General features: G+C 67.3%; 22 protein-coding genes. 21 read left to right on the top strand and 1 reads right to left on the bottom strand.

What is annotated here, in order from left to right; genetic code table 11:
- Positions 1-48 precede the first annotated feature (48 nt).
- From EGT50_RS05950 to aroQ, 10 genes are all read left to right on the top strand, one after another.
- Positions 49-723 carry a PIG-L deacetylase family protein gene (locus EGT50_RS05950; RefSeq protein ID WP_127951661.1) on the top strand — a complete coding sequence of 225 codons (675 nt, stop codon included), beginning with the start codon at positions 49-51 and terminating at the stop codon, positions 721-723.
- Positions 724-1,036: 313 nt separating this feature from the next.
- Complete coding sequence (locus tag EGT50_RS05955) at positions 1,037-2,446, top strand: replication-associated recombination protein A (RefSeq protein ID WP_127951662.1); 1,410 nt, start codon at positions 1,037-1,039, stop codon at positions 2,444-2,446.
- Positions 2,447-3,032: 586 nt separating this feature from the next.
- Positions 3,033-5,705, top strand: coding sequence for an alanine--tRNA ligase (gene alaS / locus EGT50_RS05960; protein ID WP_127951663.1), 2,673 nt, complete (start codon positions 3,033-3,035; stop codon positions 5,703-5,705).
- A gap of 14 nt (positions 5,706-5,719) precedes the next feature.
- Positions 5,720-6,268: a Holliday junction resolvase RuvX gene (ruvX, locus tag EGT50_RS05965; protein WP_127951664.1), complete on the top strand. Its 549-nt coding sequence runs from the start codon at positions 5,720-5,722 to the stop codon at positions 6,266-6,268.
- Complete coding sequence (gene mltG / locus EGT50_RS05970) at positions 6,265-7,770, top strand: endolytic transglycosylase MltG (protein WP_235870602.1); 1,506 nt, start codon at positions 6,265-6,267, stop codon at positions 7,768-7,770. Before ruvX ends, mltG begins: the two co-directional genes overlap by 4 nt.
- On the top strand, positions 7,767-8,588 hold the full coding sequence (locus tag EGT50_RS05975; protein ID WP_127951665.1) for a shikimate dehydrogenase: 822 nt from the start codon (positions 7,767-7,769) through the stop codon (positions 8,586-8,588). The genes mltG and EGT50_RS05975 overlap by 4 nt, the downstream gene beginning before the upstream one ends.
- Positions 8,589-8,714: 126 nt before the next feature.
- Positions 8,715-9,902 carry a chorismate synthase gene (gene aroC, locus EGT50_RS05980; protein WP_127952217.1) on the top strand — a complete coding sequence of 396 codons (1,188 nt, stop codon included), beginning with the start codon at positions 8,715-8,717 and terminating at the stop codon, positions 9,900-9,902.
- A gap of 4 nt (positions 9,903-9,906) precedes the next feature.
- Entirely contained in the window at positions 9,907-10,503 is a 597-nt protein-coding gene (locus EGT50_RS05985; RefSeq protein WP_127951666.1) for a shikimate kinase, read from the top strand.
- A 7-nt stretch (positions 10,504-10,510) separates the two neighbouring features.
- The gene (gene aroB / locus EGT50_RS05990) at positions 10,511-11,620 is read left to right on the top strand and encodes a 3-dehydroquinate synthase (protein ID WP_127951667.1); all 1,110 of its coding nucleotides are present in this window, start codon (positions 10,511-10,513) and stop codon (positions 11,618-11,620) included.
- Complete coding sequence (gene aroQ, locus EGT50_RS05995) at positions 11,617-12,045, top strand: type II 3-dehydroquinate dehydratase (protein WP_127951668.1); 429 nt, start codon at positions 11,617-11,619, stop codon at positions 12,043-12,045. Before aroB ends, aroQ begins: the two co-directional genes overlap by 4 nt.
- Positions 12,046-12,087: 42 nt before the next feature.
- Here the strand turns inward: aroQ and EGT50_RS06000 are convergent, their stop codons facing one another.
- On the bottom strand, positions 12,088-12,723 hold the full coding sequence (locus EGT50_RS06000; protein ID WP_127951669.1) for a B-4DMT family transporter: 636 nt from the start codon (positions 12,721-12,723) through the stop codon (positions 12,088-12,090).
- A 145-nt stretch (positions 12,724-12,868) separates the two neighbouring features.
- Between EGT50_RS06000 and EGT50_RS06005 the strand changes: the two genes are divergently transcribed.
- The 11 genes from EGT50_RS06005 (at position 12,869) to mihF (ending at position 24,927) form a co-directional block, all read left to right on the top strand.
- Complete coding sequence (locus EGT50_RS06005; protein WP_127951670.1) at positions 12,869-13,987, top strand: M24 family metallopeptidase; 1,119 nt, start codon at positions 12,869-12,871, stop codon at positions 13,985-13,987.
- A gap of 17 nt (positions 13,988-14,004) precedes the next feature.
- On the top strand, positions 14,005-14,568 hold the full coding sequence (gene efp / locus EGT50_RS06010) for an elongation factor P (RefSeq protein ID WP_127951671.1): 564 nt from the start codon (positions 14,005-14,007) through the stop codon (positions 14,566-14,568).
- Positions 14,569-15,102 (top strand): transcription antitermination factor NusB, encoded by a 534-nt coding sequence (nusB, locus tag EGT50_RS06015; protein ID WP_127951672.1) that lies wholly within the window; start codon positions 14,569-14,571, stop codon positions 15,100-15,102.
- Positions 15,103-15,285: 183 nt separating this feature from the next.
- Positions 15,286-15,945, top strand: coding sequence for a bifunctional pyr operon transcriptional regulator/uracil phosphoribosyltransferase PyrR (gene pyrR, locus EGT50_RS06020; protein WP_235870603.1), 660 nt, complete (start codon positions 15,286-15,288; stop codon positions 15,943-15,945).
- Complete coding sequence (locus EGT50_RS06025) at positions 15,942-16,883, top strand: aspartate carbamoyltransferase catalytic subunit (protein ID WP_127951673.1); 942 nt, start codon at positions 15,942-15,944, stop codon at positions 16,881-16,883. The genes pyrR and EGT50_RS06025 overlap by 4 nt, the downstream gene beginning before the upstream one ends.
- 41 nt (positions 16,884-16,924) lie before the next feature.
- Positions 16,925-18,244: a dihydroorotase gene (locus tag EGT50_RS06030; RefSeq protein WP_127951674.1), complete on the top strand. Its 1,320-nt coding sequence runs from the start codon at positions 16,925-16,927 to the stop codon at positions 18,242-18,244.
- Positions 18,245-18,246: 2 nt separating this feature from the next.
- Positions 18,247-18,789 carry a PH-like domain-containing protein gene (locus EGT50_RS06035; protein WP_127951675.1) on the top strand — a complete coding sequence of 181 codons (543 nt, stop codon included), beginning with the start codon at positions 18,247-18,249 and terminating at the stop codon, positions 18,787-18,789.
- On the top strand, positions 18,786-19,970 hold the full coding sequence (gene carA, locus EGT50_RS06040) for a glutamine-hydrolyzing carbamoyl-phosphate synthase small subunit (protein ID WP_127951676.1): 1,185 nt from the start codon (positions 18,786-18,788) through the stop codon (positions 19,968-19,970). Before EGT50_RS06035 ends, carA begins: the two co-directional genes overlap by 4 nt.
- The gene (gene carB, locus EGT50_RS06045) at positions 19,970-23,347 is read left to right on the top strand and encodes a carbamoyl-phosphate synthase large subunit (RefSeq protein ID WP_127951677.1); all 3,378 of its coding nucleotides are present in this window, start codon (positions 19,970-19,972) and stop codon (positions 23,345-23,347) included. Before carA ends, carB begins: the two co-directional genes overlap by 1 nt.
- Complete coding sequence (gene pyrF / locus EGT50_RS06050; RefSeq protein ID WP_127951678.1) at positions 23,344-24,210, top strand: orotidine-5'-phosphate decarboxylase; 867 nt, start codon at positions 23,344-23,346, stop codon at positions 24,208-24,210. Before carB ends, pyrF begins: the two co-directional genes overlap by 4 nt.
- A gap of 396 nt (positions 24,211-24,606) precedes the next feature.
- Positions 24,607-24,927: an integration host factor, actinobacterial type gene (gene mihF / locus EGT50_RS06055; RefSeq protein ID WP_007535578.1), complete on the top strand. Its 321-nt coding sequence runs from the start codon at positions 24,607-24,609 to the stop codon at positions 24,925-24,927.
- The last annotated feature ends 51 nt before the right edge of the window (positions 24,928-24,978 follow it).

Consider the following 24,978-nt stretch of genomic DNA (forward strand, 5'->3'; position numbering starts at 1 on the left):
AGGCCGGGTGCGCGACACTGGGATTGTGGCGAGTGAAGGGAGTTCGGGGTGGATGGCACGACCGGCAACCTGAGGCTGCGGGAGGTGGCCTCCAGGGGGCCGGTTCTCGCGGTCGTAGCGCATCCCGATGATGAGAGCTTCGGCCTCGGGGCGATTCTTGCGTCGCTCGCGTCCGAGGGCGCTGAGGTGCGCGTGCTGTGCCTGACCCGCGGTGAGGCCAGCACGCTCGGCGCGGCGGTAGACCTCGCCCAGGTGCGGCGTGGCGAACTGGTCGCGGCAGCCGACCTGTTGGGCGTCCGCGATGTCGTTCTCCTCGACCATCCCGACGGTGGTCTGAACGAGGTCGATCCGGCGATCCTGGACGCGGCGGTGCTCGATGTGCTCGGTGCAGCGGCGACTCTGGTGGTATTCGAGGTCAATGGGGTCACCGGGCATCCGGATCATCGTGCCGCTACAGCGGCCGCGTTCCGCGTTGCGGCGGATCAGGGTCTGAACGTGGTCGAGTGGGGTGTCGCCCCCACGGTCGCGGATTCACTGAATGCCGAGTTGGGCACCGAGTTCGCCGGGCTCGATGGCGAGGGTGCCGTTGACGTCGACGTGGACCGGAAGGTGCAATCCGAGGCCATCGCGTGTCACGAAAGTCAGGCCACGGACAATCCCGTACTGCTGCGGCGGCTCGAACTCTCCGGATCGGTAGACCGCATCAGAATTCGCCGCGCGTGAGCGGTCTGAAAGACGGTGCACCCTGCTATGAATCGACCCCGGCGACAGGGCGAGTTGATCTTGAAGATATACCCAGGTGGGTATGATCGAGCATCCTGCAAGCCATCCCCGAGGAGACATCCCGTGTGCTACCCCGTCACCTGCCGAGTCTGTTCCAAAACCACCTGGGAAGGCTGCGGGCAGCACATCGACGACGTCATGCGGGCGGTGCGAACCGCGGACCGGTGCAAGTGCGAGCAACCGGCGCGCTGAGCTCGCGGTGAGCGCAGCTCGTTCCGTCGAACCAGTCGGTGGCGGCTAGTAGCGTCGAGGCGTGACTGATTTCTTCGGCGACACGGACACCGCGGACGAGTCGGCGGGCCTGTTCGAGGCACCGGCCGCCGAATCCGAGCCCGAGCCGCTCACGTCGGTGACGCGTCACGCACCGACAACGAACGCCGGCGCACCTCTCGCGGTCCGTATGCGGCCGACGACGCTCTCGGAAGTGGTCGGCCAGCAGCACCTGCTGGGGCCGGGCACTCCGCTTCGGCGTCTTGTCGAGGGCTCGGGAGCGTCTTCGGTGCTGCTCTACGGGCCGCCCGGGACAGGCAAGACGACCCTGGCGTCGCTGATCTCCGGCGCCACCGGCCGCAAGTTCGAGGCGCTGTCCGCGCTGTCGGCCGGTGTCAAGGAAGTGCGCGGCGTTATCGAGTTAGCTCGGCGGCGGCTGCTTCAGGGCGAACAGACCGTGCTGTTCATCGACGAGGTCCACCGATTCTCCAAGACCCAGCAGGACGCGTTGCTCGCCGCAGTCGAGAATCGCATAGTGCTGCTCGTCGCGGCGACCACCGAGAACCCGTCATTCTCGGTGGTCTCACCGCTGCTGTCGCGGTCTCTGGTGTTGCAGCTGCAGTCGCTCACGGGCGACGACATACGACTGCTCATCGAGCGCGCCCGCCTTGACGAGCGTGGCCTCGGTGGGTCCATCGAGATAGCTGACGACGCGTTCGAGCATCTCGTCCGGCTCGCCGCCGGTGACGCGCGTCGAGCGTTGACGGCGCTCGAGGCAGCGGCCGGGACCGCCCTCGACCGGACCGACGAGCGTCCCGCGATCCTCGACCTCGAGACCGTCGAGTCCAGCGTCGACAAGGCGGCCGTGCGCTACGACCGGGACGGCGACCAGCACTACGACGTGATCAGTGCGTTCATCAAGTCGATCCGCGGTTCGGACGTCGACGCTGCACTGCACTACCTCGCGCGGATGATCACTGCGGGAGAGGATCCCCGCTTCATAGCCCGTCGTCTCGTCGTGCACGCCAGCGAGGACATCGGCATGGCCGACCCGACGGCGCTGCAGACCGCGACCGCTGCCGCGCAGGCGGTCCAGCTAATCGGTATGCCCGAGGCGCGACTCGCCTTAGCGCAGGCCACGATCCACCTCGCGACCGCGCCCAAGTCGGGCGCCGTCATCGCTGCGTTGGGCGCCGCGATGGCCGATGTCGCGGCCGGCAACTCCGGGCTGGTGCCGGCGCATCTGCGGGATGGCCACTACGCGGGCGCCGCGCAACTCGGCAATGCGGTCGGCTACCAGTATCCCCACGACCATCCGGATGGCATACTGCCGCAACAGTATCCGCCGGACGAACTCGTCGGAGTCGACTACTACCAGCCGACCACTCACGGCTCGGAGCGGGAGCTGGCCGGCCGGGTACCGAAGCTGCGCCGGATCGTCCGCGGCGGTTGAGCGTCGCGGACGTTCCCCCAAGCCGGATGGTGGCCTGCTTCACTACGTGGGCTGTGTTGCGAGCCACTGCTCGACGCGGCGCTGCGCCTCCCGGGAGTGGTTGCCGGGCGGGTCACCCACCCGGCCGGCACGTGTCGGTGGAGGAGGGAGACATAGCGTCGCGACACGTCTGCGTCCCGCCCCGGACCCGGAGTACCGGAGGCTCTGAGCCGTCGTGGAGGACGTTGCTTCGGACCGCACGGTCGTCCGCGCTGCGGAGCCTCCCGCCGCCATGGCCTGACCGACCGCACACTGCAGCGGATACTGCGACGTTTCAGAATTGGCCGTCGTGCTCGGCGGGTACGACCAGGCACACCTCACCCGCGATTTCAGGGCGGCGATCGGTGTCCCGCCCGCCCGATATGCCCGCGGATTGATGACCGATATCGGCGGGTGATCACAGGCTTCGGTCGGACCGCCTCGCCTCGGGCGTCACATGCGGCGAATAATCGGTGCATAAGAGGGCGTTAAGCTTGCCAATGGCTGATTCGCATCTCGGAGGCGACATTGGCGGCTGAAAACTGCGACATGCGAAGGACAGACACAGGTGCAGACCCACGAGATCCGTAGGCGCTTCCTCGACCACTTCGTCAAGGCGGGCCACACCGAGGTGCCTAGCGCCTCGCTGATTCTCGACGACCCGAACCTGCTGTTCGTCAACGCCGGCATGGTCCAGTTCGTTCCGTTCTTCCTCGGCCAGGAAACGCCCCCCTACGACGCGGCTACCAGCGTCCAGAAGTGCGTGCGCACCCTCGACATCGAGAACGTCGGCATCACGACGCGCCACAACACGTTCTTTCAGATGGCTGGTAATTTCTCGTTCGGTGCCTATTTCAAGCGCGAGGCCATCAGGCACGCGTGGTCGCTGCTGACCAGCAGCGTCGACGACGGCGGCTACGGCTTCGACCCCGAGCGGTTGTGGGTCACCGTCTACCTCGACGACGACGAGGCGCGAGAACTCTGGAAGGAAGAGGCCGGCATCCCCGACGAGCGCATCCAGAGCCGGGGCATGGCCGACAACTACTGGTCCATGGGCGTCCCCGGTCCGTGTGGTCCGTGCTCGGAGATCTACTACGACCGTGGCCCCGAGTACGGCAGGGCAGGCGGACCCGAGGCCGATGAGGACCGCTACCTCGAGATCTGGAACCTCGTGTTCATGCAGAACGAGCGCGGCCTGGGGTCCGGCAAGGACAGCTTCGAGATCCTCGGCCCGCTGCCGAAGAAGAACATCGACACCGGGATGGGCGTCGAACGTGTCGCGTTCCTGCTGCAGGGCGTCGACAACGTGTATGAGACCGACCTGGTTCGCCCCGTCATCACCAGGGCGGAGGAGCTGTCCGGCCGTACCTACGGCACCGACCACGAGGCCGACGTCCGCTTCCGTGTCATCGCAGACCACGCCCGCACCGCCGTGATGCTCATCGCCGACGGCGTCAATCCCGGCAACGAGGGTCGCGGCTACGTGCTGCGCCGACTGCTGCGTCGGATCATCCGGTCCGCGAAACTGCTCGGCGCCGAGAAGCCGAGCATGGGTGAGTTCGTCACCGTCGTCAGTGACACCATGTCGCCCTCGTATCCCGAGCTGGCGACCGACTTCGAGCGCATCCTGGCTGTCGCCGTAGGTGAGGAGACCGCGTTCCTGCGGACCATCGCGGCCGGATCGAAGATGTTCGAGGCCGAGGCAGAGCAGGTCAAGGCGGCCGGCAAGAAGGTGTTCGGCGGCAACGAGGCATTCGTATTGCACGACACCTACGGCTTCCCGATCGACCTGACGCTCGAGATGGCGGCCGAAGCCGGACTCGACGTAGACGAGGACGGCTTCCGCTCCCTCATGGCGGAGCAGCGCAAGCGCGCCAAGGAGGACGCGCAGGCCCGCAAGCACGCGCACGCCGACCTGAAGGTCTACAAGGAGTTCGTCGACCGCGGTCCCACCGAGTTCACCGGTTTCAACGAACTCGTCTCCGAGGCACACGTGCTGGCGCTCATCTCCAACGGTGTCCGGGTGCCCACCGCAAAGGCCGGCGAGGACGTGGAGGTGATCCTCGACCGCAGCCCGCTGTACGCGGAGGCCGGCGGCCAGATCGCCGACCGCGGCACGATCACCGCGTCCGGCCTGCGGGTGCAGGTCAACGACGTGCAGAAGATCGCCAAGAAGGTGTGGGTGCACAGGGTCACGGTCAACGAAGGCCAGATCACCGAGGGCGACATCGTCCTCGCTCAGGTTGATCCCGGGTGGCGCAGGGGCGCGACCCAGGGCCACTCGGGCACCCACATGGTGCATGCCGCGCTTCGGCAGGTGCTCGGCCCCAACGCCGTTCAGGCCGGCTCGCTGAACAAGCCGGGTTATCTGCGGTTCGACTTCAACTGGCAGGGCCAGCTCTCGGAGTCCCAGAAGCAGGAGATCGAGGCTGTCACCAACGAGGCCGTCGCCGCGAATCATCACGTCAACACCTTCGTCACCGATCTCACCAAGGCGAAGCAGATGGGCGCGATAGCGCTGTTCGGTGAGAACTACGGCGACGAGGTCCGGGTCGTCGAGATCGGCGGACCGTTCTCGATGGAACTGTGTGGCGGAACCCACGTGCAGGCGTCGGCGCAGATCGGGCCGGTCACCTTGCTCGGCGAGTCGTCGGTCGGCTCAGGTGTGCGTCGCGTCGAGGCGTTCGTCGGTCTCGACTCGTACCGCTATCTGGCAAAGGAGCGTGCGCTGCTCGCCGGTCTCGCGTCGTCGCTCAAGGTGCCTTCGGACGAGGTCCCCGCCCGCGTCGAGGCACTGGTTGAGCGACTGCGTGCGGCTGAGAAGGAACTCGAAGCCACCAAGGCGGCGGCCGTTCTCGCGTCTGCCGGAACGTACGTCGACAAGGCCCATCGAATCGGTGACGTGCTGCTCGTCGCCGAGCAGGCTCCTGACGGCGTTGCCGGAAACGATCTGCGCGGCCTGGTCAGTGACGTCCGCGGCCGCTTCGGCACCCAGCCTGCCGTGGTGGTGCTGCTCGGAAACGCCGACGGAAAGGTGCCGTTCGTCGTAGCGACGACGAAGGCCGCCCAGGATCTCGGTATCAAGGCCGGTGACCTGGTCTCGAGCTTCGGCCCGCTGATCGGCGGTCGTGGCGGCGGCAAGGCGGACATGGCGCAGGGTTCCGGCTCCGATGTATCGGGTATCCCCGCGGCCCTCAACGGCGTGCGCGGCCGGGTCGCCGAGTTGACCGGGAACTCCTAGCGGTGCCGTCGGCTGTGTCGGGTCCAACCAGTCCCGATCCGTCCGGGCCGGATCGGCCTGGGGTCGAGGATCCCGGTCCGGGACGTCGGATCGGCATCGATGTCGGCAGTGTGCGGATCGGGGTGGCGTCGTCGGATCCCAACTGCATCCTCGCGACGCCGGTGGAGACGGTTCCCCGCTCCAAGGAAAGGGGGCCCGATGCGCCGGACATCCGACGCATTGTCGCGCTGGTCGAGGAGTACGAGGCCGTCGAGGTGATCGTCGGCTTGCCGCAGACCCTGCGCGGCGAACGTGGGAAGGCTGCCGATCTCGCATCCGCCTTCGCACGGCGACTGCAGCGCAGCATCGACCCGATTCCGGTGCGAATGGCGGACGAGCGACTGACGACGGTCACCGCATCGCGTGCACTGCGCGAGAGCGGGATCCGAGCCAAGGGACAACGGCCGATGATCGATCAAGCCGCGGCGGTGGCGATCTTGCAGGGCTGGTTGGACGAGCGGAGCAGAGCGGTGAGCGTGACGGACTTGGAAGGCAGGCGACGACCCACGGAGGACGGCCTGTGAGTGATCATCGGAAGCCGACGGGGCGCCGCCACGACGAGTCGACCGCCGGCCGCGCGGGTGATCACCGCTTCTACGACCCAACCGGCTACGGCGCCGCGCCGAACCACGGCCACCGGAATAGCCACGGCCACCGGAATAGCCACGGCCACCAACGGAATTCGCCAGAGCATGCCCGGGGTCGGGGACGACGAGACCACGGTCAAACCGACCACGGCCAAACCGACCAGGGCTATACCGACCAGGGCCGGGGCTGGCAACCGGACTACGACCGGTACCCGTACGAGGACCCACGGCGACACGCGCCGCCTCCAGTCGGCGCGCACCCGACCAGCCACCGGGAGGCCCCGCAACCGCCCGTCGCCAGGCGTCGCAAGCCCAAGCGCCGGGGCCGGATCATCGGGGTTCTTGCCGGTGCGGTCCTCCTCGGAGGCATCGGCGCTGCTGTGTACGACTGGATGACCGAGGTACCCGACTACTCCGGGCCCGGCGGTCCCGAGGTTGTCGTCCAGGTACACCCGGGTGATACCGCTGACGACATCGCGGGCGAGATGGTGATCAAGGACGTCGTCAAGAGTGAGGCCGCGTTCTATCGCGCTGCGCTGCGCAACGACGAGATGAGTTCGGTACGGCCCGGCTTCTATGCGATCGAGACCAAGATCTCTGGTGCGGATGCGGTGTCGGCACTTGTGTCACCGGAGACACGAGTGGGGGCGGTAGTGATCGCGGAGGGACGCCAGCTGCACGACACACGCGACGTAACGACCGGTGCGGTCAAGAAGGGCATCTACAGCCTGATCGCCGAGGCCAGCTGTGTGGGACCCGCCGACGAAAAGAAGTGCGTCACCTATGACCAGCTCAACCAGGCCGGAGCGGGAACCGACCTGGTGGCGCTCGGTGTTCCGGTCTGGGCCCGCCCTCAGGTCGCGAGCGTCCCGGACCGGGACCGCCAACTCGAGGGGTTGATCGCGGCCGGTAGCTGGAACTTCGATCCGACGCAGCCGCCCACCGAGATCCTGCGCCAGCTCGTGAGTGCGAGTGCCGAGAGCTACGCGACCACCGGCATCGAGACCGCCGGTGCGAGTGTGGGTCTGAACCCCTATCAGATACTCATCGTCGCCTCGCTCGTCGAACGTGAGGCATTGCCCGCAGACTTCGACAAGGTCGCACGGGTTGTGCTGAACCGCCTCGCCGTGAACCAGCCCCTGCAGTTCGACTCCACCGTGAACTACTCCCTCGACGAGGTCGAGGTCGCCACCACGGACGCCGACCGCGCTCGGGTCACGCCGTGGAACACGTACGCCATGCCGGGTCTGCCCGCATCGCCGATCTCCGCGCCGAGCATCAATGCCCTTCGGGCGGCGGAGAACCCGGCTCCCGGGGACTACCTGTATTTCGTGACCATCGACAAGAACGGCACGACGCTCTTCACGCGCAGCTACGAAGAGCACCTCGCGAACATCGAGCTGGCGCACCGCAGTGGGATTCTCGACAGTGGAAGGTGACCGACGTGTCCGCGCGTAAAGCCGCAGTTCTCGGCAGTCCGATCACGCACTCCAAGTCCCCGCAACTCCACCTCGCGGCTTACCGGGCGTTGGGGCTGACCGAGTGGACGTACGAGCGCATCGAGTGCACCGGCGAGCAGTTGCCCGGCCTGGTCGCGGGTCTCGGACCCGACTGGGTCGGCCTGTCGGTGACGATGCCCGGCAAGGTCGCGGCGCTCGACTTCGCCACCGAGCGCACCGAACGCGCCGTTGCGGTCGGGTCGGCCAACACCCTCGTACGCATCGACGGCGGATGGCGGGCCGACTGCACCGACGTCGACGGTGTCCGTGGCTCCCTCGTCGATGGTGGCGTCGGCGACCTGTCCGGGAGGTCGGCGGTGGTGGTCGGGGCCGGTGGGACCGCACGACCCGCGCTGGTAGCCCTTGCCGACCTGGGTGTTTCGTCGGTGACCGTGGTGGCGCGCGACGCCGATCGTGCCCGCGCCACGCTCGACTGTGCGGAAGCGGTGGGGCTGGCCGTGCGACACGTGACGTTCGACAACGATCGGCTCGGTGCGCTCTGTGTGGGGTCCGCGGTGCTGGTCAGCACCATTCCGGCAGCGGGTGCCGCGCCCTACGCCGAGGCGCTCGGCGGCGCCCCGTTCGTTCTCGACGCCATCTACGACCCGTGGCCGACGCCTCTTGCCGAATCGGTCGAGCGCTCAGGCGGCACGGTCGTGGGGGGACTGGCGATGCTGCTCAATCAGGCGTACGGGCAGGTGGAGCAGTTCACAGGGATGCCCGCGCCGCGAAAGGCGATGGCGGCGGCCCTCGGCTAGAGCGGGGCGACTGGATCGGGGCGACGACGGTGGTGGCCCCGTGGCGCCTGAGACGACGGCCGACGCGACGGCCGGGGGGTGGCCCGCTGTCGAGGCGGAGGCCACCGACGTGGAAAGATGCTGCATGTGTTGCGCTGGATAACTGCTGGAGAGTCCCATGGTCCCGCCCTCGTTTCCATGCTCGAGGGGATGGTCGCCGGCGTCGAGGTGACGTCGGACGATATCTCGACGCAACTTGCGCGCCGACGCCTCGGCTACGGTCGCGGTGCCCGCATGAAGTTCGAGGCCGACAAGGTCACGATCATCGGTGGCGTCCGGCACGGCCGCACCTTGGGTGGTCCGGTCGCGATCGAGGTCGGCAACACCGAATGGCCCAAGTGGGAGACCATCATGTCCGCCGACCCGGTGGACGAAGACGAATTGGCCGGCCAGGCACGCAACGCGCCGCTCACCCGGCCCCGTCCCGGCCACGCGGACTACTCGGGCATGCTCAAATACGGCTTCGACGACGCCCGCCCGGTCCTCGAGCGTGCGAGCGCTCGCGAGACGGCGGCCCGCGTGGCGGCCGGCACGGTGGCCCGCCAGTTCCTGCGCCAGCTCTTCGGCGTCGAGGTCCTCTCACACGTCATCTCCATCGGAGCCTCCGATCCGTACGTCGGTCCTGGCCCGCTCGCCGGTGATCTCGAGGCGATCGACGCCAGCCCGGTGCGAGCGTTCGACGAAGCGGCCGAATCCTCGATGATCGCCGAGATCGAGGCAGCCAAGAAGGACGGCGACACGCTCGGTGGTGTCGTCGAGGTGGTCGTACACGGACTGCCGGTGGGCCTCGGTTCGTTCGTCAGCGGCCCCGACCGTCTCGATTCCCGTCTGGCGGCGGCCCTCATGGGTATCCAGGCGATCAAGGGCGTCGAGGTCGGCGACGGCTTCGAGACTGCGCGGCGCCGCGGCAGCGCTGCCCACGACGAGATGCGTCCCGGCCCTGATGGGGTCCTGCGGTCGACCAACCGCGCCGGCGGCCTCGAGGGCGGCATGACCAACGGTGAGGCGCTGCGTGTTCGAGCGGCAATGAAGCCGATCTCGACAGTCCCGCGCGCCCTGTCGACCGTCGACATGGCGACCGGCGAGGAAGCTGTCGCGATCCATCAGCGCTCCGATGTGTGCGCGGTCCCGGCCGCAGGGGTTGTCGCCGAGGCGATGGTCGCGCTCGTGGTCGCACAGGCCGCGCTCGACAAGTTCGGCGGCGACTCGATCGCCGAGACCCGCTCGAACTTCCAGCGCTATGTCGACGGCATAGCCGCTCGTCCGCCGCGGTGATCGGATGACACCACGCGCCGTGCTGATCGGGCCGCCCGGCGCGGGCAAGTCGACCATCGGTCGGCGGCTCGCGAATGCGCTCGAACTCGAGCTACTCGATACCGACGTCGAGATCGAGCGTCGGACCGGACGTACTATCCCAGAGATCTTCGCGACCGAGGGGGAAGGTTACTTCCGGGAGCTCGAGGAGCAGGTCGTGGAGGAGGCGCTCGAGTCGCATGACGGGGTCCTGTCCCTCGGCGGCGGCGCGATCCTGTCCGATCGCACCCGTTCCCGGCTGGCCGGGCATACCGTGGTGTATCTGGAGATCAGTGTTGCGGAAGGGCTGAAGCGGACCGGCGCGAATTCGGGTCGGCCACTGCTGGCCGGTAGTGACCCGAAGGCGCAGTACTACGCCCTGATGCGCCGTCGCAAGCCGCTGTACCGGCAGGTGGCGAGCATCAAGGTGCGCACCGATGCTCGGAGCCCTAGCCGCGTGGTTCAGCAGTTGGTGAAGAAGTTGGCCGATGGATCCGGATCGGGCAGTTCGACACGAGGCGAGCAGACAGTAGACGACCTGACACGAGACGACCTGACACGAGACGACACAGAAGCGGAGTAGTAGAGCAGTGACGGAACCGGTACGCGTCGAAGTCGCAACGGCCGATCCCTATCCGGTGATCATCGGACGGGGCCTGCTCGGCGAACTCGTCGAGGAACTTGCGGGCACCCGCACGGTGGCGATCTTCCACCAACCCCCGCTCGCCGAGACTGCGGAGGCGGTGCGAACGGCTCTTGCGGAGACGGGGATCGACGCCCACCGCATCGAGATCCCGGATGCCGAGGAAGGCAAGGAACTCGCGGTGGCGGGCTTTTGCTGGGAGGTGCTCGGCCGCATCGGCCTGACGCGCAAAGACGCGGTCGTCAGTCTCGGTGGCGGTGCCGCAACCGACCTCGCGGGGTTCGTCGCCGCGACGTGGATGCGCGGGGTGCGGATAGTGCACGTCCCCACGACGCTCCTGGCGATGGTCGACGCCGCAGTGGGCGGCAAGACCGGTATCAACACCGAAGCCGGGAAGAACCTGGTCGGTGCCTTTCATGAGCCGTCCGCGGTCCTGGTCGACCTGGCGACGCTCGAGACGGTGCCGCGCAACGAGATCGTCGCGGGCATGGCGGAGGTCATCAAGACCGGTTTCATCGCCGATCCCGTCATCCTGGACCTCATCGAGGCCGATCCCGAGGCCGCAATGGATCCGACCGGGACGGTCCTGCCCGAGTTGATTCGTCGCTCGGTCGAGGTCAAGGCCAAGGTGGTCGCCGCGGATCTACGCGAGTCGAGTCTTCGGGAGATCCTCAACTACGGGCACACGCTCGGTCACGCTATCGAACGGCGTGAGCGCTACCGCTGGCGTCATGGTGCCGCGGTGTCGGTGGGGTTGGTCTTCGCCGCCGAACTCGGCCGTCTCGCAGGTCGCCTCGACGATGCGACCGCCGACCGGCACCGCTCGATCCTCGAGCTCGTCGGCCTGCCCACCACGTACGACGGTGACGCGTTCGCGCAATTGCTCGAGGGCATGCAGACCGACAAGAAGAACCGCGCCGGCATGCTCCGTTTCGTCGTGCTCGATGGTCTCGCCAAGCCGGGCCGCCTCGAGGGGCCCGATCCCACGTTGCTCGCCGCCGCGTACTCGGCCGTCGCGCGGGACGAGAGCCCTAGCGGAGGGACGGTGCTGCTGTGAGGGTTCAGGTCATCAACGGACCCAACTTGGGTCGGCTCGGCAAGCGCCAGCCCGAGGTCTACGGTTCCACCACCCACGACGATCTCGTCGCATCGTGCAAGCGCGCGGCGGCCGAGCTAGGGATCGAGGTGGTCGTCCGTCAAAGTGACAGCGAGGGCGAGCTGGTCCGATGGATCCACGAGGCCGCGGATGCCCGCGAGCCGGTGATTCTCAACGCCGGTGGCCTGACCCACACGTCGGTGGTCCTGCGTGACGCGTGCGCGGAGCTGACGGCCGGTCTCGTGGAGTTGCACATCTCGAACGTCCATGCGCGGGAGGACTTCCGCCACCACTCGTATCTGGGCGCGGTGGCGACGGGGTCGATCGTCGGGCTCGGCGTCGCGGGTTACGGCCTGGCGTTGCGCTTCCTCGCGGAGCGAGGCTGACGGCCGACCTCGCGGAGCGAGGTTGACGAAGCCGCCTCGCTCCTACTGTTCGGCGCGATCTGCTCCGTCGGGCCGGCGGTCCTTGTCGACCGCCGGGAACACCTCGGTGTCGGTGTTGTCGGCGTCGCTGGCCTCCTGGGCGCCGGTGTCCGAGTCGTATCCGCTCTGGGAGCCGTGCTCGTACGACCACTCGCTGCCGGCGTAGGACTCGGCGGCGGCGTCTTCGAAGTCCTCGCCGGGCACGCCGGACTTGCTTGTCTCGCGCGCGACGAAGAGCCGACCCAGAGTGATCGCAATCGTCGCCGGGACGAAGACCACGAGAACAGTGAACGCCGCTGCCGAGGTCAACTCGAAGAACAGTCCGCCGTTGGTTACCGGGATGTCGAGCACGAGCTCGACGAACCAGGACAGGGCGCCCGCGACGACGCCGGTGACGAACGCGGCCTTGAGCCACATCATCGTCAGGTCTGCGCCGTCGTCCGGGTCGGGGTAGGCGCGACGGTCGCGGATGCCGTCGAGCCCTGCCCAGGCAATCGCTGCGAGGATCACGAGGATCAGCGCGAACCACCGCATGATGCTGCCCTGTTGCGGCCACTGTGTCACCGCGGCACCGAGAAAGGTGCGCACCACCACGTGTACCAATGCGAGACCGAGACCCCGTACGACCCACCCATTCATGTGGCACAGCGTAGCCAGCTGGATTTGGAGTCTGTGTCCTAACCCACACGAACCAGCCCGAGCGGTCTACGACACCTATTGGTGCGTGCATTCGACACGGTGCCCTCGGCGTGCCGTCGCGGGAGGTCAACGGTAGTTTCGAGGCATGTCGATCGACCCGGTGACCGCTCCGACCTCCGCACGCCGCTCGAGGTTGCGCGAGGTGTTGCGCGACCGCGAACTCGATGCCCTGCTGGTCACCGACCTGCTCAACATCCGCTATCTCACCGGATTCACCGGATCGAACGCGGCGCTACTGGTCTCCGCCGCTGACCGGGCCGACGCCGAGGACCACACCGTCATCTGCACCGACGGGCGATATCTGGTCCAGGTGGCAGAACAGGTGCCGGACCTACGTGCCGAGATCGCGCGGGCCACTGGGCCGAAGCTGTTGGAACTCGCGCTCGATTGGAGTCTCGGCAAGCTCGGGTTCGAGAGCCATGTCGTGACTGTCGACCAGCACACCGCGTGGTCCGACGCCACGGACGGAATTGTGTTCGAGAGGGCGCCCCACATCGTCGAGGAGTTGCGCGAGGTCAAGGACGAGAGCGAGATCAAGCTGCTGCGGCGTGCGTGCGCCGTCGCTGATCGCGCTCTCGCGGACCTTGTCCAGCGCGGCGGGCTACGACCCGGGCGCACCGAGCGCGAGGTCGGCCGGGAACTCGAATCGTTGATGCTCGATCACGGTGCGGACGGTATTTCTTTCGAGACGATCGTTGCCGCCGGGCCGAACTCCGCGATTCCGCACCACCGACCGACCGGAGCGGTCCTGCAGTCCGGCGACTTCGTCAAGCTGGACTTCGGTGCCCAGGTAGGGGGCTACCACTCCGACATGACGCGCACATACGTCCTGGAGCGGGCGTCGTCGTGGCAGCGAGACCTCTACGAACTGGTCGCTCGGGCACAGGCAGCCGGCTGTGCAGCCTTGGCGCCGGGCGTCGACGTCGGATCCGTGGATGCGTCGGCGCGATCGGTCATCGACGACGCCGGCTACGGCGACCTGTTCCTGCACGGACTTGGCCATGGGGTCGGTCTGGAGATCCACGAAGCGCCGGGGATCGGCAAGCTGGGCACCGGTACACTGCTACGCGGTGCGGTGGTGACCGTCGAACCGGGTGTGTATCTCTCCGGACGCGGTGGCGTCAGGATCGAGGACACGCTCGTCGTTCGTGAGCAGGAGCCCGAACTCCTCACTCTCACCAGCAAGGACCTCGCAATCGTCTGAAGGAGACGCGAAACCAAGTGGCAGATACCAGCGATTTCAAGAACGGACTCGTGCTGAAGATCGACGGTCAGCTTTGGCAGATCCTCGAGTTCCAGCACGTCAAGCCGGGTAAGGGGCCGGCCTTCGTCCGTACGAAGATCAAGAACGTGCTCTCTGGCAAGACTGTCGACAAAACCTGGAACGCGGGCGTCAAGGTCGAGACTGCCACGGTCGACCGTCGCGACATGACCTACCTGTACCACGACGGCACCGACTACATCTTCATGGACGGCGAGACCTACGACCAGATCTCGATCGGCGAAGCCACCGTCGGCGACGGTGCCCGATTCATGCTCGAGAGCATGCAGGTCCAGGTGGCCACGCATGAGGGCGAGCCGCTGTTCGTCGAGCTTCCGGTCACGGTCGAACTCGAGGTCAAGCACACCGATCCGGGTCTGCAGGGCGACCGCTCCACAGGCGGGACCAAGCCGGCAACACTCGAGACCGGCGCCGAGATCCAGGTTCCGCTCTTCATCAATATCGGCGACAAGCTCAAGGTCGACTCGCGTGACGGCAACTACCTCGGGCGCGTGAATTCCTGAGTGTCGGGTACGCGTAAGAAGCTCGGAGCACGGCACAAGGCCCGCAAGCGGGCCGTCGACTTCCTGTTCGAGGCCGAGGCGCGCGACGTCGACCCGGTCGAACTCGCCGAGGAGCGAGCCGAGTTGGCCGGGCGCGACGAAACGGTGGCGCCGGTGGCGCACTACACCATGACGATCGTCGGGGGAGTGGCCGAGAACCTGGACCGGCTGGACGAGGTGATTGCGTCTCACCTCGAGGATTGGACGCTCGAGCGGCTACCCGCCGTCGACCGGGCCATCCTGCGAATCGCGGTGTGGGAGCTGTTCCACGCGACCGACGTTCCACCGGTGGTCGCTGTCGACGAGGCCGTCGAGCTCGCGAAGGAACTGTCCACCGACGACTCGCCGGGCTTCGTGAACGGCGTACTCGGCCAAGTCGTCCTGGTCGCCCCGCAGGTGCGGGCCGCCGCAGCCGCGACCTCGCAGCGCTCGCGGTCGGACACCGCCGCTGCAACCGCCGCCGACGCTGCGGGCAGCGAAGATTCCGAGTCCTGAAGTGCACACTGCCGCCCACCCCGAATCGGGGTGGGCGGCAGCGTGTTCAGGGTGCCTCGCGGCTCTACCTACCCTTGATCGGATGTCACCCCTGATCTGACGCGGAACTGGCTGCTGATAGGCTCGGCCGCGTCAGACATCCTTTAAAGATCCGTCCAGAGAGGCGGAGAAGGAGGTCGCTGAATGCGTATGCCCGAAGAATCTTCATCCGGTCTTCCTGCAAACGCTCGCGAACTGCTGTCCCCGGCCGACGTCGGTAGGACCATCGCCCGCATCGCCCACCAGATCATCGAGAAGACCGCGCTCGACGCCGCCGAAGAATCCGCACCGCGCGTCGTTCTGATCGGCATCCCGACTCGCGGCACCACTCTCGCTGCTCGCCTCGCTGACAAGATCGCCGAATTCACGGGCGTGCGGCCGCCGGTTGGTTCCCTCGACATCACGCTCTACCGCGACGACCTGCGGACCAAACCGCACCGGCCACTCGAGCGGACGTCCGTCCCCGAGGGCGGCGTCGACAACGCGCTCGTCGTCCTCGTCGACGATGTCCTGTTCTCGGGCCGGACGGTCCGCTCCGCACTCGACGCGCTGCGCGACCTCGGCCGTCCACGTGCGGTTCAGCTGGCAGTGCTCGTCGACCGCGGACATCGTGAGCTGCCACTGCGGGCGGACTACGTGGGCAAGAACGTGCCCACTGCACGCACGGAGGACGTCGCCGTGCTACTCGCCGAGCACGACGGACGCGACGGTGTCGTGCTGTCGAGTGGGCCGATTTCCGAGCAGGTCCCCGAGGCCCGTGTTGACACAGAGGAGACCGGGCACACAGAGGAGAACGACAAGTGAAGCACCTGCTCTCCGTCGCGGATCTGACCCGGGACTCGGCGACCGCGTTGCTCGACGATGCCGAACGGCTCGAGCAGGCGCTGCTAGGGCGCGAGGTCAAAAAACTACCGACGCTTCGTGGGCGGACCGTCATGACGGTCTTCTTCGAGAACTCGACCCGCACCAGGGTGTCGTTCGAGGTGGCCGGCAAGTGGATGAGCGCGGACGTCATCAACGTCAGCGCGTCCAGTTCGTCGGTGTCGAAGGGCGAGTCGCTGCGGGACACGGCCCTGACGTTGCGTGCGGCGGGTGCCGACGCGCTGATCGTCCGGCATCCCGCATCCGGTGCTGCAAACCAGATCGCTGCGTGGACCGGCGCAGGCGAGGACAGTGGGCCCGCGGTCGTCAACGCTGGTGACGGCACCCATGAGCATCCGACCCAGGCTCTGCTCGATGCGCTGACGCTGCGCCAGCGACTCGGTGGCATCGAGGGTCGCCGCATCGTGATCGTCGGCGACATCCTGCACAGCCGGGTGGCGCGCTCGAACGCGCTGCTGCTCGCGATGCTCGGCGCCGAGGTGGTGCTGGTCGCTCCGCGCACGCTGCTGCCGGCCGGGGTCGGGACATGGCCCGTCAGGGTGTCGCATTCGCTCGACGCCGAACTGCCCGGTGCGGATGCGGTGCTGATGCTGCGGGTGCAGGCCGAGCGGATGAACGGCGGGTTCTTCCCGTCACCGCGCGAGTACGCGATCACCTACGGCCTGTCCGAGAAACGACTCGGGTTGCTGGCAGACCACGCGGTGGTTCTGCACCCCGGACCGATGCTGCGCGGCATGGAGATCGCGTCGTCGGTCGCGGATTCGCCGAAAGCTGCTGTGCTGCAGCAGGTCACGAACGGCGTTCACGTACGAATGGCGGTCCTGTTCCGCCTGCTGGTGGGTACGGAAGAGGTCGCGTGAGCGGCCGGCACGATACGAGAAGCGAAGAGGTGGCGCCGCAGATGTCCGCGAGCGGGAACGTGTTGATCAAGAACGTTCTGGTGTACGGCGAGGGCGAGCCTACAGACCTCCTGCTCGGCGACAACCAGATCCTCGAGATCGGCGCCGATCTCACGGCCAGCGCGGACACCGAGGTGATCGACGGCTCTGGCCAGATCCTGCTTCCCGGCTTCGTCGATCTACACACGCACCTGCGTGAGCCCGGCAGGGAGGACACCGAGACCGTCGACACCGGCTCTGCCGCCGCCGCGCTCGGCGGCTACACCGCGGTGTTCGCGATGGCCAACACCGACCCGGTAGCCGACACCGCGGTCATCACCGATCACGTGTGGCGCCGCGGCCAGGATGTCGGCCTGGTCGACGTGCATCCCGTCGGCGCCGTCACCGTCGGGCTCGAGGGCAAGCAGCTCGCAGAGATGGCGACGATGGCCGCCGGTGCCGGTCGGGTGAGGATGTTCTCCGACGACGGCCACTGCGTCGCGGACCCGCTCGTAATGCGCCGCGCGCTCGAATACTCGAGCTCGCTCGGCGTCCTGATCGCACAGCATGCCGAGGAGCCGCGCCTGACCGTCGGATCGGTCGCCCACGAGGGCCCCACCGCGGCCAGGTTGGGTCTGACCGGCTGGCCGCGCGCTGCCGAGGAGTCGATCGTGGCCCGCGACGCACTGCTCGCGCGCGACGCCGGTGCCCGCGTGCACATTTGCCATACCTCGACCGCAGGCTCGGTCGACCTGGTGAAGTGGGCCCGAGGCCAGGGCATCGCCATCACCGCGGAGGTCACCCCACACCACCTACTGCTCGACGACTCGCGGCTCGAGACGTACGACGCGGTCAACAAGGTCAACCCGCCGCTGCGTGAGGCGTCGGACGTCGCAGCGCTGCGCACGGGGCTCGCCGAAGGGATCATCGACTGCGTGGCCACCGACCACGCGCCGCATGCCGAGCAGGACAAGTGCTGCGAGTTCTCGCAGGCTCGCCCCGGCATGCTCGGCCTCGAGACGGCCCTGTCGATCGTGGTGGAGACCATGGTTCGGCCCGGGCTGCTCGACTGGCGTGGTGTAGCCCGCGTCATGAGTGAGCGTCCTGCCGAGATCGTCGGACTCGACGATCAGGGCCGGCCCATCGAGGTGGGAGAGGCGGCGAACCTGGTGCTCGTCGACCCTGAGGTCGAGTGGACGGTGCACGGACCGGACCTGGCCAGCGTCGCGGACAACACCCCGTACGAGGCGATGACCCTGCCCGCGAAGGTGACGGCCACCGTGCTGCGCGGGCGGATCACCGCCCGCGACGGCAAGGTCCGGCCTCTGGGAGGGGAGCGCTGACGATGGAGCGACTTCTGTGGATCGTCGGATGCGTCGTGATTTGGGCGCTCCTGGTGTTCCTCATGTATCGCGGGTGGAAGGCGCGGGCAGCGCGCCAGGCTGCGCGAGTCGGTGAATTACCCACGGTTCCAGCCGATCTCGGTGACCCGTGGATTGCGCAGACGACTGGGCTGTACGTCGGCAGCACGCTGGCTCCCAGCTGGCAGGACCGCGTCGCGGTGGGCGATATCGGGCACCGGGCGACCGGACGGATCAGCCGCTGGTCGCGGGGCGTCCTCCTCGAGCGTGACGGCGCGTCCGCGATCTGGATCCCGGACGAGTCGATTCGCGCGATCCGAACCGAACGCGGTCTGGCCGGAAAGGTGATGACGAAGGACGGGCTCCTTGTCATCCGGTGGGAGTTGCCCACAGGCACCGAGATCGATACGGGATTTCGTGGAGACGACAAGACCGTGTACCCGGAGTGGGTACGCGATTCAGACAGCTATCACACAGCGAATGCGTCGGACTCTGGTGAGGTCGAGCAGAACGGAGAAGACGCATGAGCGGCTTTGACACCAACACGGCGGTCCTGGTTCTCGAGGACGGCCGGGTCTTCCGTGGAACCACCTTCGGGGCCGTGGGACAGACGCTCGGAGAAGCGGTCTTCAGTACCGGCATGACCGGGTACCAGGAGACCCTGACCGACCCGAGCTACCACCGTCAGATCGTGGTCTCGACGGCTCCGCAGATCGGCAACACCGGCTGGAACGACGAGGACAACGAGTCCGTCGGCCCCACCGGCAAGTCTTCCGAGTCGAGGATCTGGGTCGCCGGCTACGTCGTGCGCGATCCCTCACGGCGCACGTCCAACTGGCGCGCGACCGGCTCGCTGCAGGATGAATTGGTGCGTCAGGGCATCGTCGGCGTCGCCGGCATCGACACCCGTGCGCTGGTGCGACACCTGCGTACCCGCGGATCGATGCGTGCGGGGGTCTTCTCCGGTGAGGCGCTCGCCTGGGCGAGCGGAGGGGAGGCGATCGACGTCGACATCCTGCTCGAACGGGTCAGGAGCCAGCCGACGATGCTCGGTGCCGACCTGGCCGGTCAGGTGAGCACCCCGAACGGCTACATCGTCGAACCGAACGGCGACGACGCCCGCTTCACCGTCGCGGCCATCGACCTCGGCATCAAGACCAACACGCCGCGGATGTTCGCCGAGCGTGGCATGCGGGTGCACGTGCTGCCGTCGACCGCGACATTGCACGACATCCTCGACCTCGGGGCCGACGGTGTCTTCCTGTCCAACGGTCCGGGCGACCCGGCCACCGCCGACGGCGCCGTTCACCTCACCAAGGAGGTGCTCGGGCAGGGACTGCCGCTGTTCGGCATCTGCTTCGGCAACCAGATCCTGGGCCGGGCACTGGGCCTGAAAACCTACAAGATGAAGTTCGGACACCGCGGCATCAACATCCCGGTCGTCGAGCACGAGACCGGCCGCATCGCGATAACTGCACAGAACCACGGCTTCGCGCTCGAGGGCGAGGCAGGCCAGGAGTTCGACACCCCGTTCGGTCGCGCAGTCATCAGTCATACCTGCGCCAACGACGGCGCCGTCGAGGGGGTGCGTCTGCTCGACGGGTCGGCCTTCTCGGTGCAGTATCACCCCGAGGCCGCCGCCGGCCCGCACGACGCCGCCTACTTGTTCGACCGTTTCGCCGCCATGCTCGAGGGAGTCAAGAAGTAATGCCACGTCGTACAGATCTCGAGCACATACTGGTCATCGGCTCCGGGCCGATCGTCATCGGACAGGCCTGCGAGTTCGACTACTCGGGCACACAGGCTTGCCGGGTTCTGCGCGAGGACGGGCTGCGGGTGAGTCTGGTCAACTCGAACCCGGCCACCATCATGACCGACCCCGAGTTCGCCGACTCCACCTACGTCGAGCCGATCACTCCAGAGTTCGTCGAGAAGGTCATTGCGGGGGAGGCGGCGAAGGGCAACAAGATCGACGCCGTCCTGGCGACACTGGGCGGCCAGACGGCCCTGAACACCGCGGTCGCCCTGCACGAGCGCGGCATCCTCGCGAAGTACGACGTCGAGCTGATCGGCGCCGACTTCGACGCGATCCAGCGCGGTGAGGACCGGCAGAAGTTCAAGGACATCGTCGACAAGTGTGGCGGCGAGTCCGCCCGCTCGCGGGTCTGCTACACGATGGAGGAGGTTCACGAGACCGTAGCCGAACTCGGCTACCCGGTCGTGGTGCGCCCGTCCTTCACGATGGGCGGCCTGGGTTCCGGCCTCGCGTACGACGAAGTGGACCTCGAGCGGATCGCCGGTGGCGGTCTGGCCGCGTCGCCGACCGCGAACGTGCTGATCGAGGAGTCGATCCTCGGTTGGAAGGAGTACGAGCTCGAGCTGATGCGCGATGGCCGCGACAACGTCGTGATCGTCTGCTCGATCGAGAACGTCGATCCGGTCGGCGTGCATACCGGTGACTCGGTGACCGTTGCCCCGGCAATGACGCTGACCGACCGTGAGTACCAGAAGATGCGAGACCTCTCGATCGCGATCTTGCGCGAGGTCGGCGTCGACACCGGCGGATGCAACATCCAGTTCGCGATGGACCCGCGTGACGGTCGCCTGGTCGTTATCGAGATGAATCCGCGCGTGTCGCGGTCGTCGGCGCTCGCGTCGAAGGCCACCGGCTACCCGATCGCCAAGATGGCCGCCAAGCTCGCCATCGGCTACACGCTCGACGAGATCGTCAACGACATCACGAAGGAAACGCCGGCCTGCTTCGAGCCGACGCTCGACTACGTCGTCGTCAAGGCGCCGCGTTTCGCGTTCGAGAAGTTCCCGGGCGCCGACGGCACGCTGACCACCACGATGAAGTCCGTCGGCGAGGCCATGTCGATCGGCCGCAACTTCACCGAGGCGTTCGGCAAGGTCATGCGCTCGCTGGAGACCAAGCGGGCCGGCTACTGGACTGGCCCGGAGTGGTCGGGAGGTGTGGCCGGGGAGATCGCCGGCGCGACCACCGACCTCAGCGTGGTGCTCGAAGAGCTGAAGGTTCCGCACGACGGCCGCATCTACGGCATCGAGAAGGCGTTCGTGTTGGGCGCCACCGTCGAGCAGCTGTACGCCGCGACCGGCATCGATCCGTGGTTCCTCGACCAGATGCAACAGATCCACGAGCTTGGCGAACAGATCCGCGGCGCGGACAAGATCGACGAACAGCTGCTGCGTCACGCGAAGTACCACGGCTTGTCGGACCGACAGATCGCGGCGCTTCGCCCCGAGTTCGGCCAGGGTCAGGCGGCTGAGGACGCGGTGCGCGGGCTGCGAGACGAGCTGAACGTGCACCCGGTCTACAAGACGGTCGACACGTGTGCGGCCGAGTTCGAGGCGAAGACCCCGTACCACTACTCGACGTACGAGCTCGATCCCAACGCCGAGACCGAGGTCGCGCCCCAGACCGATCGCCCCAAGGTGCTCATCCTGGGCTCCGGCCCTAACCGCATCGGCCAAGGCATCGAGTTCGACTATTCGTGCGTGCATGCCGCGCAGACCCTGTCCGAGGCCGGGTACGAGACCGTCATGGTCAACTGCAACCCGGAGACCGTGTCGACCGACTACGACACCGCCGATCGCCTGTACTTCGAGCCACTGACCTTCGAGGACGTGCTCGAGGTCTATCGCGCCGAGTGTGCCTCCGGCACCGTCGCCGGCGTCATCGTCCAACTTGGCGGTCAGACGCCGCTGGGTCTGGCCAAGCGCCTCGAGGAGGCCGGCGTCCCGATCGTGGGTACCAGCCCGGCAGCCATCGACCTCGCCGAGGACCGCGGCGAATTCGGTCGCGTGCTCACCGAGGCCGATCTGCCGGCTCCGAGATTCGGCACCGCCACCACCTTCGACGGCGCCCGTGACATCGCGGGGAGCATCGGATACCCGGTCTTGGTGCGCCCGTCGTACGTCCTGGGCGGGCGCGGCATGGAGATCGTCTACGACGAGAAGTCGCTCGCGGACTACATTTCCCGAGCTACCGAGATTTCCGAGGACAGGCCGGTGCTGGTCGACCGCTTCCTCGATGATGCGGTCGAGATCGACGTGGACGCGCTGTGCGACGGCAACGAGGTGTACCTCGGTGGCGTGATGGAGCACATCGAGGAGGCCGGTATCCACTCCGGTGACTCGGCGTGTGCGTTGCCCCCGATCACCCTGGGGCGCGCCGACCTCGAGAACGTTCGCCGATCGACGGAGGCGCTGGCGCGCGGCATCGGCGTCAAGGGTCTGCTCAACGTCCAGTACGCGCTCAAGGACGACATCCTCTACGTTCTCGAGGCCAACCCGCGTGCGTCGCGGACCGTACCGTTCGTGTCGAAGGCCACCGCGGTGCAGCTGGCGAAGGCGTGCGCGCGGGTGATGATGGGCGAGTCGATCGCCGAGCTGCGGGGCAAGGGCATTCTGCCGCCTCACGGCGATGGCGGCAGCGCGCCGCTCGATGCGCCGATCGCGGTCAAGGAGGCGGTGCTACCGTTCAACCGGTTCCGCCGCGCAGACGGTACCGGTATCGACACGCTGCTGAGCCCCGAAATGAAGTCCACGGGCGAGGTCATGGGCATCGACGCCGACTTCGGCACTGCGTTCGGGAAAAGCCAGACCGCGGCGTACGGCTCGCTGCCGGCGAACGGCTCGGTTTTCGTCTCGGTCGCGAACAAGGACAAGCGCTCGCTGATCTTCCCCGTGAAGCGGCTCGCGGACCTCGGATTCCGGATCCTCGCCACCGAAGGCACCGCCGAGGTTCTGCGCCGGAACGGCATCACGTGCGAAAAGGTTCACAAGCAGTCCGGCGAGCACCTGCCCGAGGGTGCCCGCACGATCGTCGACCAGATCAGGGAGGGGGAGGTCGACATGATCATCAACACCCCGTACGGCAACTCCGGTCCGCGTGTCGACGGCTACGAGATCCGCGCTGCGGCCGTGTCGGCCAGCATCCCGTGCATCACCACGGTGCAGGGTGCCTCTGCGGCCGTTCAGGGCATAGAGGCCGCCATCCGCGGAGACATCGGCGTCCAGTCGCTGCAGGAGTTGCACGCGCGGCTGCGGGATTCGCAGCAGTGACGCCGGGGACCGGTTCGCCGCCGGGGACCGGGCCGCACGAGCCGTTCGGTTCCCGGCTCTATGCGGCGCTGGACCGGTTCGGCCCGCTCTGCGTCGGGGTGGACCCCCATCCGGAGCTTCTCCAGGCATGGGGACTCCCTGAGACGGTGGACGGCCTGGAGGAGTTCTCCGAGATCTGCGTCGAGGCGTTCGTCGGCCGGGTCGCCCTGGTCAAGCCACAGGTCGCGTTCTTCGAGGCACACGGCTCGGGCGGCTTCGCGGTCCTCGAGCGCACCATCGAGGTGCTTCGCGAGGCCGGCACACTCGTCGTGGCGGACGCCAAGCGCGGCGACATCGGATCGACCATGAGTGCATATGCCCAGGCATGGCTGGGGAGGGGCTCACCGCTCGAATCGGATGCGGTGACGGTGTCGCCGTATCTCGGGTTCGGGTCGGCCGATCCCATCCTCGAGCTTGCCGAACGCAACCACGGTGGCGTGTTCGTTCTCGCGGCCACCTCGAACCCCGAGGGTGGTCAGGTGCAGCTGTCGACCGCTGCCGACGGCCGGCATGTCAGTCAGGTGATGGTCGACGAGGCGGCGGCCCGTAACGCCGGCGCCACCACCCTCGGATCGGTCGGTGTCGTGGTCGGCGCGACCCTCACGGATGCGCCGGCCCTAGGGGGTCTGCACGGGCCCATCTTGATGCCGGGAGTTGGCCACCAGGGCGGCACCGCCGACGACGTCCGCCGGCTGGCGGGGGACTGCCTGCGCTCGGTCGTGCCCAGTGTCTCGCGCGAGGTGCTGAGGGCCGGGCCGTCGGTTACGGCCCTTCGGGAGGCGGTATCCCGGTCTGTGGAGGAGTTTGCCTTCCTGCGGAGCTAGTGGCGTGAGGCCCTCGAACAGGGCACGGTTGGCGCGCGACACGCACTGACACACGGAAGTTTTCACGAATTTTTTGCTCCGACGTGCGTGATTCGACGAATTGTGTGTGACGCCACGTCGAATGATCCCGCAGATCGACGTCGCCGCGACTAAAAAGTGGCCTCTAGCTGGGGATATGCCGATCACCTCGGGGTGTCACCGGGACGGCGCGGATGGGGCCAGGGGTGGGCCGATTGGTCTTCGAACGCACCATCGAACAAGTACATAACCCACCCGAATCGGGCGGCGACGTCCGGGGGTGGGTTCGCAATCGGCGCCAGGCGTGAGTACGGTCGCTATCGCCCCTGGTTATCCGGGGGATGTAGACCATTGAGCACACGACGAGACGGAGGAACCGTGGCCCTTCCCCAGTTGACCGACGAGCAGCGGGCCGCTGCATTGGAGAAGGCGGCTGCCGCCCGCAAGGCCCGGGCTGAGCTCAAGGAGCGCCTCAAGCGCGGCGGCACCGACCTCAAGCAGGTTCTGAAGGATGCCGAGGAGGACGAGATCCTCGGCAAGATGAAGGTGTCGGCTTTGCTCGAGGCCCTGCCGAAGGTTGGCAAGGTCAAGGCGCAGGAGATCATGACCGAGTTGGAGATCGCTCCGACCCGTCGCCTGCGTGGCCTCGGCGATCGGCAGCGCAAGGCTCTGCTGGCTCGGTTCGATTTCGAGGCCTGAGCGCGAAAAGGTGATTGCTGACCCACAACAGGTGTCAGGTGGTGAAACCGC

It is taken from the genome of Rhodococcus xishaensis (assembly GCF_004011825.1).
Lineage (GTDB): Bacteria > Actinomycetota > Actinomycetes > Mycobacteriales > Mycobacteriaceae > Prescottella > Prescottella xishaensis.